This window comes from Halosolutus sp. DAT137, assembly GCF_059736405.1.
Map to the genome: position 1 here is coordinate 924,347 of NZ_JCAQID010000001.1, position 13,348 is coordinate 937,694.

The following is a 13,348-nucleotide window of genomic DNA, read 5'->3' on the forward strand; positions in this document are numbered from 1 at the left end:
GATGACGTATCTAAATGACACGGACCGCCACGACCGAGGGTGAAAATATAGATCCGGCGACGAACCGGATGGACGCCTTGCTCATCGGCATCGATGCCGGTTGCCGACCGGTGTTCGATCGTCTCACCGATGAGAACGTTATCCCGAACATCCAGTCGCTACTCGAAAGCGGGGCTGCCGGTCCGCTCGAGTCTCAGATTCCGCCGTGGACGCCGAGTGCGTGGCCGTCGCTGTTCACCGGCGTCAACCCGGGCAAACACGGCGTCTTCGGCTTTACGGGCTTCGACGGCTACGATTTCCACGTCGTGAAAGGTGAGGACGTCGACGCCCACCGTCTGTGGACGCTGCTCGACCACCACGATCGATCGAGCGTCGTCGTCAACGTCCCGGTGACCCACCCGCCCGACGAGATCGACGGCGCGATCGTCCCGGGGTTCATCGGGCCGGAGGACCCGCCCTGTCACCCGGAGGGGATCCTCGACGACGTTCGCGACGCGATCGGGGAGTATCGCGTCTACCCTCGATACGCGAGGGGCGACGACTCGCTCTCGGATGCCGAGAAAATGGACGAGTACTGCACACTCGTTGGGATGCGCGGTGACGCGTTTCGCTACCTGGCCGATCGCTTCGAGCCGGATTTCGGTTTTCTCCAGTTCCAGAAGACCGACACGGTCTTTCACGAGTTCGATGGAGAGTGGGAGAAGGTCGAGCGAGTGTACGCCGCCGCGGACGAACAGATCGGCGCGGTGCTCGAGGCCTGCGAGCCCCGGCGGGTGTTCGTTGCGAGCGATCACGGGATGGGACGGTACGAAAAGCCCGAATTCCGCGTCAACGCCTTTCTCGAAGACGGCGGCTACCTCGAGACCACGCTCGGCGGCAAGGGAATGCCGACCTGGAACGTGATGCGAGACGACCTTCGGGAGGGCGAACAGGCCGACGGGTGGGAACCGAGTACCGCGGAACGGGTCGCCGCAAAAGTGGCGAGCGTCGGCCTGACGACCCACCGAATCGGCACGGTCTTGCGGCGACTCGGCCTCGCGGAGGTCGCGAAAGCACACGTCCCAGACGGCGTCGTCCGCACGGGAAACGAGCAGGTCGACTTCTCGAACTCGATAGCGTACGTCCGCGCGCGCACCGAACTCGGCGTCCGGATGAACGTCGCGGGCCGAGATCCCGAGGGGGTGGTTCCGCAAAACGAGTACGAGAACGTCCGGGCCGAACTTATCAGCGAACTCGAATCGGTGACCGCCCCCGACGGCGAGCCCGTTTTCGAGCGGGTCGCCCCCCGCGAAGAGTTCTTTTCCGGCCCGTACACCGATCGTGCTGTCGATATCATCACGATCCCGAACGATTTCCAGCATTTCCTCTCAGCTCAACCGTCCGACGAGTACTTCGTCGAGACGACCGAACCCTGGAACCACAAACTCGACGGCATCCTCGTCGCCGGCGGCGAGGGGATCGACACCGCTCAGTCCGTCGACGGCGCTCACCTGTTCGACGTCGCGCCGACGATTCTCGCGGCACTCGGCGTCCCCTACAGCGATCGCATGGACGGGCGCGTGCTCCCGATCGTCGAGCCGACGGAGCCAATGGCCTACCCCGACTACGCGTCGACCGGCCGAACAACGGTCGATTCCGCGGTCGAGAACCGACTCGCCGATCTGGGGTACGTGGAGTGATCTCCGCGATGTCTGAGCGCGATCACATCCTGATACGACTGCACGATCGCTCCTCCGGCAGCCTGGTCAGTGACACCGCAACCAGTCAACCGACTTCGAGACGATCAACGTCATGAGGGACAGCTACACGCTCTCGTTCAAGCCGGCGATCGGTCTCTACGGCCAGCACGACCCGAGTGCGGCGCTCTTTCGCGACGGGGATCTCCTGTTTGCGATCGAAGAGGAGCGCCTGACGCGGGAGAAACACGCGGTCGACACCTTCCCCGAAAACGCGATCCGGGCCTGTCTCGAGTACGAGGGGATCGAAGTCGATGATCTCGGCAAGGTCGTGCTTCCGTACGATCCGAAACTGCGATCGAAGATTCTCGGACACTACCTCAAAAACACCCAACAGCTCGACAGTCCGCTCCGAAAGCTCTCGCACCTGCAAAACGTCGCGAGCGACCAGATCAGGGCGCGGTTCGCGCCGACCCGTCGCGTCGAAACGCGACTCCGACAGATCGGGACGCCGCTGCCGCCGATCGAGTGTCGCTCTCACCACGAATGTCACGCGGTGAGCGCGTTCCACCCGTCGACGTTCGACGAGGCGCTGGTGGTGACCGTCGACGCGAAAGGCGAGTACGATTCGACCGTCGTCTGGCACGCCACGCCCGACGGCCTCACCCGCGTACGGACCTACGAACACCCCAACAGCTGGGGGCTGTTCTACGCCGCGATCACGAACTACCTCGGGTACCGGATGTTCAACGGCGAGGGGAAGGTGATGGGACTCGCCCCCTACGGGACCGACAACCCCGAAATCGAGCGTCGACTGCGCGAGCAGATCGACACCGGCGTCGACTACGACGTCACCGCCCTCACCGGCCGCTGGGGGACCGAACACGGCGTCAACGCCTTAGAAGAACTGTTCGATCGTCCGCGATCGACGACGACCGGCGAGTTCGACCAGTTCGAGAAGGACCTGGCCTACACGGCACAGAAACTCTTAGAGGAGTCCGTTACGACCATCGTCGAGACGTACGCCGAGCGACTCGGAACCGGTAACGTCGGGCTGGCCGGCGGCGTCGTCCTCAACTGCAAACTCAACAAGGCGATCGGGGGACTGCCCTGCGTCGAGGACGTCTTTATCCAGCCGGCAGCCAACGACGCCGGACTCGCACTCGGCGGCGGCTGGATCGATCGGTTGCCGAGCGAAGTCCAGCCGATGACGGACGTGTATCTGGGGCCGTCCTACGAGACCGGCGAGATCCGATCGCTTCTCGAGACGAACAAGATCGTGTCGACCGAACCCGACGACCTCGAACGCCGCGTTGCCGAGTACATCGCCGACGGGGCGCTCGTGGGCTGGTTTCAGGGCCGGATGGAACTGGGGCCGCGAGCGCTGGGCAACCGGAGCATCCTCGCAGACCCGCGAACCGAGGCCTCCCGTGACCGAGTCAACCGGTTCGTCAAACACCGCGAAGGGTGGCGGCCGTTCGCGCCATCGATGACCGCCGACGCGGCCGCCGACTACCTCGAAAACGCCGCGGAGAGCCCGTTCATGATCAGGGCTTTCGACGTGACCCCCGAGCGACGCGACGAACTCGCCGCGGTCGTCCACCCGGCGGACGAGACGACGCGGCCGCAGACGGTCACCGAGGAGCAAAATCCGCGATACCACCGGCTGCTCACCGAATTCGATCGCCTAACCGGCGTTCCCGTCCTCCTCAATACCTCGTTTAACGACCACGCGGAGCCGATCGTTACGACGCCCACCGAGGCGCTCAAGGACTTCTTCGGGATGGGCCTCGACGTGCTCGTTCTCGAGGACCTGCTCGTGACAAAGGCGTCCCAGTCCACCGGGATCGCACAACCGTTAGGTCATCAGATCGCTGGGATCGAATAACTGCTCTCTCACCAGACTCCCCGGAGGCGAATACCCCCTCTATCAGCAGACTCCCCGGAGTCGGGTACCAGTCACGTCGCCGCCCCGGCGCGCTTAGGGCCTGTATAAGAAAACCCGATCGCCGCCGATCGATCGCCCGTGCAAACCGTTATTCTCGCGGCCGGACAGGGCACGCGAATGCGTCCGCTCTCAGAATCGATGCCGAAGCCGATGCTGCCCGTCGCCGGGCAGCCGATGGTCGCTCACACCGTCGAGGCGGCGATCGCGGCCGGTGCCGACGAGATCGTCCTCGTCGTCGGGTACGAGGCCGAGATCGTCCGGGATCACTTTGGCGATCGATTCCGTGGAGTTCCGGTCCGCTATGCAACACAGGACGAGCAGGACGGAACCGCGGGAGCGCTCCGGGCGGCGAGCGAGCACCTCGACCGAAGCGAGCCGTTCGCGGTGGTAAACGGCGACATCGTCTTCGATCGCGACTCGCTCGCGGAACTCTTCGATTCCGGGCCGGCCGTCGGCGCGGTTCACGTCGACGAGCCGTCGAACTACGGCGTCTTCGAGGTCCGGGACGGGGTCGTTACCGGAATCGTCGAGAAGCCTGACGAACCGCCGGGCACGCTCGCAAACGCGGGTGCGTACGTCTTCCCGCCACGGGCGATCGAGTGCCTCGACGTGCCCCGGAGCGAGCGCGGCGAGTACGAACTGACGGACATCCTCGCACGAGTGCTTGAGGACCCCGCAATCGACGTCGGCCACGTCGAGTTCGAGCGGTGGCTCGACGTCGGCCGTCCGTGGGAGTTACTCGAGGCCAACGAGTGGAAATTGGGTGCTCTGGAACCCGACTGTCGCGGCGACGTCACCGAGGACGCGACGATCACTGGTCCCGTCGTCGTCGAACCGGGAGCGATCGTTCGGGCCGGCGCGGTGATCGAGGGACCGGCGCTGATCCGATCGGGCGCGACGGTCGGACCGAATGCCTACGTTCGCGGCGCGACGGTCGTCGGCAAGGACGCGAGCGTCGGCCACGGCGTCGAGATCAAAAACAGCGTGCTGATGGCCGGGACGAGCGTCAGCCACCTCTCGTACGTCGGGGATAGCATTCTCGGCCGCAACGTCAACTTCGGCGCGGGAACGACGGTGGCGAACCTGCGCCACGACGATCGGCCGGTCGACGTGGTCGTCTCGGGCGATCGGGTCTCGACCGATCGGCGGAAGTTCGGCGTCGTTCTCGGTGACGGTGTCAAGACGGGAATCAACACGAGTTTCAACCCCGGCGTGACGCTCTCGGCCGGGGAGACGACCGTTCCGGGTGAAGTCGTGACGACCAGCCGATAGCGAGACGCGCGGCGAATTCCTCTCCTCGATCTTAGCGACTCTATAGTAATCCGTGGATCCCGACTCGTCCATCCCATTCAGCATGTTCGGAACGAGCGGTATTCGCGGCACCGTCGGCAAGGAGATCACGGCCGAACTCGCACTCGCTGTCGGCCGGAGCGTCGCATCGGACGGGTACGATCGAGTCGTCGTCGGCCGAGACGTTCGCGAGAGCGGCGCGGTGCTGGTCGATGCACTGACCGCAGGGCTCAGGGAGTGTGGCGCGGACGTGGTCGACGTCGGCGTCGCGTCTACGCCGACGGTCGCCAGAGCCGTCTCGTGGGCAAAGGCGGATGCGGGCATCGTCGTCACGGCATCGCACAACCCCGCACCGGACAACGGTCTCAAGCTCTGGACCGCCTCGGGCAAAGCGTTCGATCCGGCCCAGCGCGAGGCGATCGCCTGGCGAATCGAATCCGAGGCCTACGACCTGCAGCCCTGGGACGGCCAGGGTTCGATAGCTCACTTCGAAGAAGCGATCGATCGCCACGCGGCGGAACTTCGCGAGGCGGTCTCGATCGACGAGCCGCCGAGCGTGGTCGTCGATGTCGGGAACGGGACCGGCGGGATCACCCCGAGGGTGCTCGCGGATCTCGGCTGTGACGTGTTGACGCTGAACGGACAGCAAGACGGGGCCTTTCCGGCGCGACCGAGCGAACCGACTCGGGAGACGCTGACCGACCTCTCCGCGTTCGTCGCGTCGACCGACGCGGATCTCGGTATCGCCCACGACGGTGACGCCGATCGGATGCAGGCCGTCGACGAGACGGGTGCGTTCGTCCCGAAAGACGTGTTGTTCGCGCTGTTCGCACGCGAGGCCGCCACGGAGGGTGACGTGGTCGCCGCACCCGTCGACACGAGCATGGCCGTCGACGACGCGCTGGCGGCCGTCGGTGCCGCGGTGAGTCGCACGCGGGTCGGGGACACCTTCGTCGCTGAGCGGGCCGCACAGTCGGGAGTCGTCTTCGGCGGCGAGCCGAGCGGGGCCTGGATCTGGCCCGAGGAGACGTTCTGCCCCGACGGGCCACTCGCCGCTTGCAAACTCGCGGCGCTCGTTGCCGACCGGGCCCCCCTCTCCGCGCTCGTTGCAGGGATCGATACGTATCCCATCCGGCGACGATCGATCGAGGTCGCGGATAAGGCGACCGTCATGAGCCGGGTTCGCGATCGCGTTCGCGAGCGCTACGACGACGTGGACGCGCTCGACGGCCTCTACGTCGACCTCGAGGACGGCTGGATACTGCTGCGAGCGAGCGGGACGGAGCCGGTCGTTCGAGTCACTGCCGAAGCACGAACGGAGTCGCGGGCCGAGACGCTGGAGATGACGGCGGTCGAGATCCTCGACGCCGCGATCGATGGCGGCAGCGTCTCCTGAACCGCGAGGTTCGCCTCACTGGGCGTGAGGGAGACAGTTCGAGGCCGTGCAACGGCCCTTACGCGGCGTATAAGTATGGACTATCGTCCCGAACGACCAGTCAGAATATCGATATCTCAATGGGATTCGTTGCAGAACTCTACCTCGTTCACGACGACCTGCCGCTGGTGCCGACGATGGGGCGCTGTCCCAGCATCCGATTTCGGTACGAGTACGGCGCGCTCGCGGACGGCACTCCGCTCCACTTCGTCTCCGCGTTCACTGACGAGTACGCGGCCGTCGAAGACGCGATGATCGACGACCCGACCGTCTCGGACCAGACGCGAATCGCCACCTTCGAGAACCGCGTCATCTACCGCATCGAGATCGCGACAGACCTCGATATCGTTCCGGGAGGGGGCGTCGAGTACGGCGTCTTCGTGTTCACGGTCACGAGTGCGACGGACGGCTGGGTCGCACGGGTTCACCTCCCCGATCGAGACGCGCTCTCTGCGATTCAGGCTCGCTGTCGCGACCAAGGAATCTCGTTTCGCATGACGCAACTGTACGACTCGTCGGTCTCCGACGACAGGACCTACTTTTTGACCGAACAGCAACGCGACATCCTCACCATGGCCTACTACACGGGCTACTTCGATATCCCGCGGGGAGCCACGCAGGACGACCTCGCCGAGCGACTCGGCATCTCCGATTCGGCGGTCTCCCAGCGAATTCGACGCGCCGTCTCGGAACTGATCGCGGCGACGATCGAAGACAATCGATCGCGGGACGGCTCGGAGTAGATCCACGGTCTGCCACCGGCGCGAACTGCGTACTGGAGGGGCGACGAACAGCCACAGGGCGCGGCGGCCGCATTTAAAGACTTGCTATCCGAACCCATAGATACTGAACCACGACAACACTCAAAAAGAAGTGACTATCAATGTCGGAACGAAAGACGGTAGAGCGCCCGAACGATGGAGATTCTCGTGACTCTCAGTCGGCCGAATCGGCCGACAGTCGGCCGGTTTTCCGCAAATTGATGCGATCGACGCGGACGAGGCGAAGACTGATACAGGGAATGGCAGCGACGTGTGCCGCAGGGTTCGGATTGACATCGGTCACAGGGGTGTCTGGTTCGTACACACAGTACGAGGACGAGTACGCGAACGTCGTCGACGTCGTCGACGCCGGTGCGGACAGTACGGGACAGGAATCGATCACGCCCGTCCTGGAAGCACACCGGGCCGACGACACGCTGTTCGTCTTTCCCGAGGGGCGGTATTTCATGGACGAGCAGTTCAGATTCACGGGGTTCGAGAACGTCGGGTTCGTCGGTCAGAACGCGACGCTCGTTCCGGCGAACTACTACGATTTCGACGGTCCCCAGTATCGCCTGTTCCGTCTCGGCGTCTCGTACCGACCGGGCCGACACCTCCGCTTCGAGGGGTTCGACGTGGATCAGACGGCATCCAACACCGGAATTCGGACGATCGAAGCCTACGTTTCCGATCGACTCGAGGTGCGCGACGTCATCATTTCCGGCCAGCACGACAGCGGCACCTGGGGTCCGGGTCTGTTCAATATCACCGACCCGGGCGGGTACGGCATCGTCGAGCGGTTCCGGGCTCCCGGCGGCGGCGCGTGGATCGAAAACACGCCCAACGACGATCGCTGGCGCGGCCCGATCGGCATCGAAGCCAACCAGAACGTCGGCACCCTCGAGTTTCGCCGCTGTGCGCTCGGACCGTTCCCGAACAACGGGCTCTACGCGGCCGGCGGCGACGGAACAATCGTCATTCACGGCGGCTATTTCAGAAACAGCAACGGGGCGAACATTCGCGTCGGTGGCCAGGGAAGCGAAATTCGGTGGCCGACGGTCGAAATCGACGCGACGCGATCGCAGGACCGGTCCCAGCGAGGAATCCGGGTCGAAAACGGACGCGACATCTCGATCTACGGCGCGGCTGTCGAAATTTCGTCACCGAAACCCACGAGCCACGCGATATCGGTGATGAACACGTGTGAAAGCGCCCGCATCGAACGAACGCGACTCGATTTGGACGGCGACGAGGTGAACCACGGAATCGTCATCTCTCCGGAAGCCGGCGAGACGGTGATCGTCGACACGGAGATCACCCACGAAACGGCCGGCGGCTATCCCCTGTGGATCCGAGATAGCGATCGAACCGAGCGAGTCCTCGCCGAACAACTCACGATTTCCGGGCGAGCGGGCGACGCGAGCGGCTTCCGGGACGGGATCCGTTGCGAACGGGACAACTGCCGGTTCAGTCACGTCGACGTGACCCAGTACGGCCGCAGCGGCGTCGATCGAAACGCGATCGTGAACACGGCCGCCGATTTAACGGTTTACGAGAGTGATCTGCGTGCCAGCCAGTACCCGTACGTCGACCTCGGTACGGACGCACTCGTTCGCGACTCCGATCTCGAGTCCTCGGGCGGGGAGGAGGCCGTCTGCCTGTATGCCTCCTGTGAAAATCCGGACTTCAAGAAGAATCGACTGGCCGGCGGCATTCGAAACCTCGGCGCAAGCGGCGTCACGACCTGGGAGAATTCCTACTCCTGATCGAATCCCGCGAATCCCCGCTGACGCCCCCTTTACCCTCCGTATAATAACGCCCCAACCGACCGATCGACGGACTATCGTGCGCCAGTTTGATCTCGATCGATCGTCCGCGCTCGGGACGCGCGCCTCACACTGCGGCTGGTCCCGAGTGATATCGTGAACAGGACCATCGCGAGCGGCGTCTTTTCGGTCGTGAGTACGAAGGTGGTCGTGCTCGTCGTCACCGCCGTCTCGACGCCGCTGCTGTATCGGTTTCTCGGCGCGTCGGCGTTCGGCGAGTACGCGTTCTTGCTCTCGGTCTTTGCGATCTACATGATCTTCGTCAGTTCCGGAATCACCGACGGGGTCAGGAAGTTTCTCGCGGAGGACCGGAACGAGGCTCACTGGAGCGAACACGTCGTCAGCTTTTACTTTCGGCTGGCGGTCCTCCTCGCCATCGTGGGGGCGATTGTGCTGGCCCTCGCGGCCCAGTTCGGACTCGTCTCTCGTGCGTTCGGTCCCGAAGTCGCGCCGTACTTCTACCTCCTTGCGCTGCTCGTGATCACGGCGCAGTTTCGCGATTACGCCCGGAAGACCCTCATGGGATTCGGACTCGAACGCTACTCCGAACCGCTGAAGATCCTCGACAAACTCAGCTTCGTCGCGGTCGCGATTCCGCTGACCTACATTGGCGTCGGCGTGGTCGGGGCCCTCGCGGGCCATCTCATCGCGAGCCTGCTCGTCGCGGCCGTCGGGTTGGCGATCGTCCACAGGCGGATTTCGCTGTCGTGCGTGCTCACGCCCGCCGGACGGCAGTTCCCGCGGCGGCAGCTGCTCACGTTCAACTCGCTGAACGTCGTCCTCGTGCTATTGATGATGTCGCTGTACCACATCGACATCGTAATGCTCCAGCGGTTTCACGAAAGTTCGGCCGTCGGTAACTACCGGGCGGCACTCACGCTCGCGGAATTCCTCTGGTTCGTTCCGCTCGCGATCCAGACGGTGTTCGTCCACTCGACGTCGGAACTGTGGTCCCAGAACCGCCACCGGAAAATCTCGACGCTCGCCTCCCGGACGACGCGCTATACGTTCCTTCTGACGGCCATCATGGCGATCGGACTCGCCTCACTGGCCGACGTCGCCGTCCCGATCTACTTCGGCTCCGAAGCCGTTCCAGCGATCGAGCCGCTCCTGTTGTTACTCCCCGGTGCCCTCGGATTCGCGCTCGCACGGCCGATTCTCGCGGTTTCACAGGGGAACGGCGCACTCCGGTACCCGATCGCCGCCACCGGCGGTGCGGCCGCGATCAACGTCGTGCTCAATCTCGCGCTCATTCCCCCGTACGGTATGCACGGCGCTGCCGTCGCAACCAGCGTCGGCTACGGAACGATGTTCGTCTTCCACATCTGGAGTGCCCGCCACGTCGGATTCGACCCGCTCGCGGACGCGAGAGTCAGCCGCGTTGCCCTCACCGCCCTGCTGTCGGCCCTCCCGATCGTCGCCCTTTCGGCAGCACTCTCGAACCCGTGGCTCGCACTCGCGATCGTCCCGCCCGTTGGCTTCGCCGTCTTCGTCGGTTTCGCCCTGCTCGTCGGCGCACTGGATCTGACCGAGCCGTTCGAGGTAGCGGCGACGTTTCCGGATCCGATCGGGGTACGGGCGGAGGCAGTTCGTCGACGACTCGAGGGGATCGCTGGCGGCGAGTCGACACCCGACTCGGTGCAGCGGCTGCTGTTCGTCGCGGGACTCTCCCTGTTTCTCTCCGGCCTCGCCTTCGGCGTTCTGGCTCCCGAAAACAGCGTATTACTTCCCTGAGGGACCGCAGCGGCCAGATCTCCGACGAGCCGTCACGGCGGGTAGGCCGCCGGCAAATCCGTGACTCCCTCCGTCTCGACACGTCGAAAGAATTCGACCCTTAGCGAAATTACCGCGAGCGAGTGTCGCTGGATGGTCCAAGACTGTCTACCGGATCTGCGTCTCGAGGTGTTCGTTCTCGGCCATGTCGAACACCATCGCGAACAACAACAGGGCGATGCCAGCGACGACCAGCAACAGACTCACAGCCCCCTGGACGATCGAGTTGCCGACGGCAACGAGCGTCGATATCAGCGTAAAAATCCCACCGAGGACGCCGATCGCTGCGGTCCCCGCACCGACGACGTAAAACAGCGCGAGCGGGTGAAAGTCCACCACGAGGTACTTCGTTCGCAACCGCCAGAGGAAGTTCCCCAACAGCATGAGCGAGACCCTCGGAATGTACTCGGAGTACCGAATGCTCGACTCCTCGTCGCCGTAGACGGCCGGCATCGCGACGTCAGCGACCCGCATCCCGCGGACGTTCAGTTTCACCAGCAGGTCGTTACAGTAGCCGTAGTACTCGTAGAGTTCCTCGAGTTCGATCGCCGCGAGCGCCTCGTGGGAGATGACGGTGTACCCGTTTTGTGGGTCCATCGTCTTCCAGTAGCCGGACGCGACTTTCGTCAGCACGGAGAGGATCGCGTTCCCGACGAACCGAAACCGGGGCATCTCGGCGCGGTACTCCCGGTTTCGGAGTCGGTTCCCCTTCGCGTAGTCGGCCTCACCATCGACGATCGGGTCGAGCAATCGGGGCAACTGGGAGAGATCCATCTGGCCGTCCGCGTCGATCGTGGCCGTCGCGTCCGTCCCGTCTTCGAGCGCGGCGAGGTAGCCGGTCTTGATCGCGCCGCCGGCACCCCGGTTCTCGCGGTGTTCGATCGGGACGACCCGGCCGATTGGATCGTGGACCGTCGCTCGCTCAGCGAGCGCAGAGATTTCGCTGGAGACCGAGAGACCACTCGCAGAGACGGCACTACCCGCGGCTACGGCACCGCCGTCGGTCAGTGCACCCTCGTCCGCTACGAGGTCGGTGGGCCGCGCGTTTGCGGCCTCGCCGGACGGACTGTCCCCGCGGTCGCCTCCCGATCGCGTGCGCGCATCCTCGCGGGCTGCGGCCTGAATTTCCTCCCAGGTGCCGTCCGTCGACCGATCGTCGATCGCGTAGATTCGGTCGACGAAGGCGGGGATGTCACGGATTACGTCGCCGACGAACCCTTCCTCGTTGTAGGCGGGCACCACGACGCCGACGGTTGCGCCCCGGTACATCAGGCCGCCTCCAGCAGTTCCGTGGCGGTGACGACCTCGACGTCGGCGTCGTCGACGGATTCGAGCAGGGTTTCGAACGCCCGTTCGCTCATCCCGTCCGCACCGATGTGTTCGAAGTGAAGGACTGCAAGCTGGCCGTACTCGGCGGCGTACTCGACGTACCGCTCCGTCTCTGCTCCCGCCGTACCCGCAAAGAAACCGATGTTATGTGGGTCCGTAAGCGGCGTTCCGGTCGGTCCGCCGCCGAACCGGAACGCTTGCTCGTGGTACTCCCTGACGAGGTCGATCGACGCCGGGCCGAGGACGTTCCGGGGTGTGACGAAGTGATTCGCGCCGTCCTCGAAACCCCGGTTCTCGAGAAACATCTTGGTGCGCCGGATCATTCCCTCCTGGGCTTCGGGGCTGAACTCGGAGAGGAACTGCGCGCCGGTTCGCGGTCGAGCGGCCATATCCCACCCGGCGTCGTCGAGTTCGCGAAGCTCCGCGAGTTCGAGTCGGCCGCGTTCCCCGACTGCCTCGGGGATGACCGCCTCGACGCCCGCGTAGCCGTAGGCCTCCATCTGCTCGAACGCGGTCGAATAGTGGCTCTCGAGTGTGCCGTCGAAGAGGAACACCACCCGGCCCGTTTCGGGACGATCGATCGCGCGGAGGTCGTCAATTTGGCAGTCGATCGACCCGGAGAGATCGCCGCGACGGCGGGCGGTCAGTCGAATCTCGCGGACGTCAGCGAGATCGGGCTGGCCCTCGATGCGGGACGTGCCGAAATCGACGCGCACCCAGCGATCGACTGGCCCTGTGAGGGTGCGCCGGAGGGTATGGACGTTTCTGGAGTTCGGGGCGAACAGTTCCAGGGTGAGCTGTAGCTGTTCCCGCCCGGTAAAGGAGACGGCGATCGAGAGGGTTTTCTCGCGGAGATCAAGTCCGCCCGAAATCGTCCTGTAGACGGCGGCATATTCGGCGTCCTCGCCGGCCGTGAGGTGAGCCGACTGCGACCCGGCGTACGGATCGCCCGTCTCGGCCGCCAGGTCGCCGGCGTCGATCATCGACACCCAGTCGTCGAGCGCCTCGAAGTCGTCGACGGACTCGCCCGGAAGGTTCGGCGGGTCGGCGCTTTCGGTGTCGCTGTCCGTGGTCTCGTTTTCGGGGGTCGGCTGTGCGACCGTCGGATCGCCGTCCTCGCCACGCCACTTCCGGACGCCCGAGAGACAGCCGGCGAGTCCGAGCGTGCCGGTCGCCCCAACCCCGGTTACGAACGATCGGCGGGTTCGGTTCGTCATCGGTCGCGGGGACGGATCGATCGGCCTTTCTTATGCAGACGGTAGCACCTCGCGGCGGGGAGGTGGCCGCTTCAGTGACCGCTTGCGAGTCCG

The 13,348-nt window shown here is 64.7% G+C and carries 9 protein-coding genes; 7 read left to right on the forward strand and 2 right to left on the reverse strand.

Annotation, left to right across the window (positions count from 1 at the left end; translation table 11 throughout):
- The first annotated feature begins 14 nt into the window (after window positions 1-14).
- The 7 genes from AC6I6L_RS04515 (at window position 15) to AC6I6L_RS04545 (ending at window position 10,670) form a co-directional block, all read left to right on the forward strand.
- A complete protein-coding gene (locus tag AC6I6L_RS04515) occupies window positions 15-1,679 on the forward strand; it encodes an alkaline phosphatase family protein (protein WP_497916512.1) in 1,665 nt (554 codons plus the stop codon).
- 112 nt (window positions 1,680-1,791) lie between these two features.
- Window positions 1,792-3,564 (forward strand): carbamoyltransferase family protein, encoded by a 1,773-nt coding sequence (locus AC6I6L_RS04520; protein WP_497916513.1) that lies wholly within the window; start codon window positions 1,792-1,794, stop codon window positions 3,562-3,564.
- 138 nt (window positions 3,565-3,702) lie between these two features.
- Window positions 3,703-4,896: a bifunctional sugar-1-phosphate nucleotidylyltransferase/acetyltransferase gene (gene glmU / locus AC6I6L_RS04525; RefSeq protein WP_497916514.1), complete on the forward strand. Its 1,194-nt coding sequence runs from the start codon at window positions 3,703-3,705 to the stop codon at window positions 4,894-4,896.
- 82 nt (window positions 4,897-4,978) lie between these two features.
- Window positions 4,979-6,310, forward strand: coding sequence for a phosphoglucosamine mutase (gene glmM / locus AC6I6L_RS04530; RefSeq protein ID WP_497916515.1), 1,332 nt, complete (start codon window positions 4,979-4,981; stop codon window positions 6,308-6,310).
- 119 nt (window positions 6,311-6,429) lie between these two features.
- Entirely contained in the window at window positions 6,430-7,092 is a 663-nt protein-coding gene (locus AC6I6L_RS04535) for a helix-turn-helix domain-containing protein (RefSeq protein WP_497916516.1), read from the forward strand.
- 278 nt (window positions 7,093-7,370) lie between these two features.
- A complete protein-coding gene (locus AC6I6L_RS04540; protein WP_497916517.1) occupies window positions 7,371-8,876 on the forward strand; it encodes a right-handed parallel beta-helix repeat-containing protein in 1,506 nt (501 codons plus the stop codon).
- Between the two features lie 156 nt (window positions 8,877-9,032).
- The gene (locus AC6I6L_RS04545; RefSeq protein ID WP_497916518.1) at window positions 9,033-10,670 is read left to right on the forward strand and encodes a flippase; all 1,638 of its coding nucleotides are present in this window, start codon (window positions 9,033-9,035) and stop codon (window positions 10,668-10,670) included.
- A gap of 147 nt (window positions 10,671-10,817) precedes the next feature.
- On the opposite strand, the gene AC6I6L_RS04550 is transcribed toward AC6I6L_RS04545, so the two are convergent.
- Window positions 10,818-11,978 (reverse strand): glycosyltransferase family 2 protein, encoded by a 1,161-nt coding sequence (locus AC6I6L_RS04550; RefSeq protein ID WP_497916519.1) that lies wholly within the window; start codon window positions 11,976-11,978, stop codon window positions 10,818-10,820.
- Entirely contained in the window at window positions 11,978-13,255 is a 1,278-nt protein-coding gene (locus tag AC6I6L_RS04555; protein WP_497916520.1) for a polysaccharide deacetylase family protein, read from the reverse strand. Before AC6I6L_RS04555 ends, AC6I6L_RS04550 begins: the two co-directional genes overlap by 1 nt.
- Window positions 13,256-13,348: the final 93 nt, after the last annotated feature.

What these genes read in the sequence shown, in the direction of transcription:
- AC6I6L_RS04515 (WP_497916512.1), top strand. Translation starts at nt 15, where the DNA reads ATGACACGGACCGCCACGACCGAGGGTGAAAATATAGATCCGGCGACG.
- AC6I6L_RS04520 (WP_497916513.1), top strand. Translation starts at nt 1,792, where the DNA reads ATGAGGGACAGCTACACGCTCTCGTTCAAGCCGGCGATCGGTCTCTAC.
- glmM (WP_497916515.1), top strand. Translation starts at nt 4,979, where the DNA reads ATGTTCGGAACGAGCGGTATTCGCGGCACCGTCGGCAAGGAGATCACG.
- AC6I6L_RS04535 (WP_497916516.1), top strand. Translation starts at nt 6,430, where the DNA reads ATGGGATTCGTTGCAGAACTCTACCTCGTTCACGACGACCTGCCGCTG.
- AC6I6L_RS04540 (WP_497916517.1), top strand. Translation starts at nt 7,371, where the DNA reads ATGGCAGCGACGTGTGCCGCAGGGTTCGGATTGACATCGGTCACAGGG.
- AC6I6L_RS04550 (WP_497916519.1), bottom strand. Translation starts at nt 11,978, where the DNA reads ATGTACCGGGGCGCAACCGTCGGCGTCGTGGTGCCCGCCTACAACGAG.
- AC6I6L_RS04555 (WP_497916520.1), bottom strand. Translation starts at nt 13,255, where the DNA reads ATGACGAACCGAACCCGCCGATCGTTCGTAACCGGGGTTGGGGCGACC.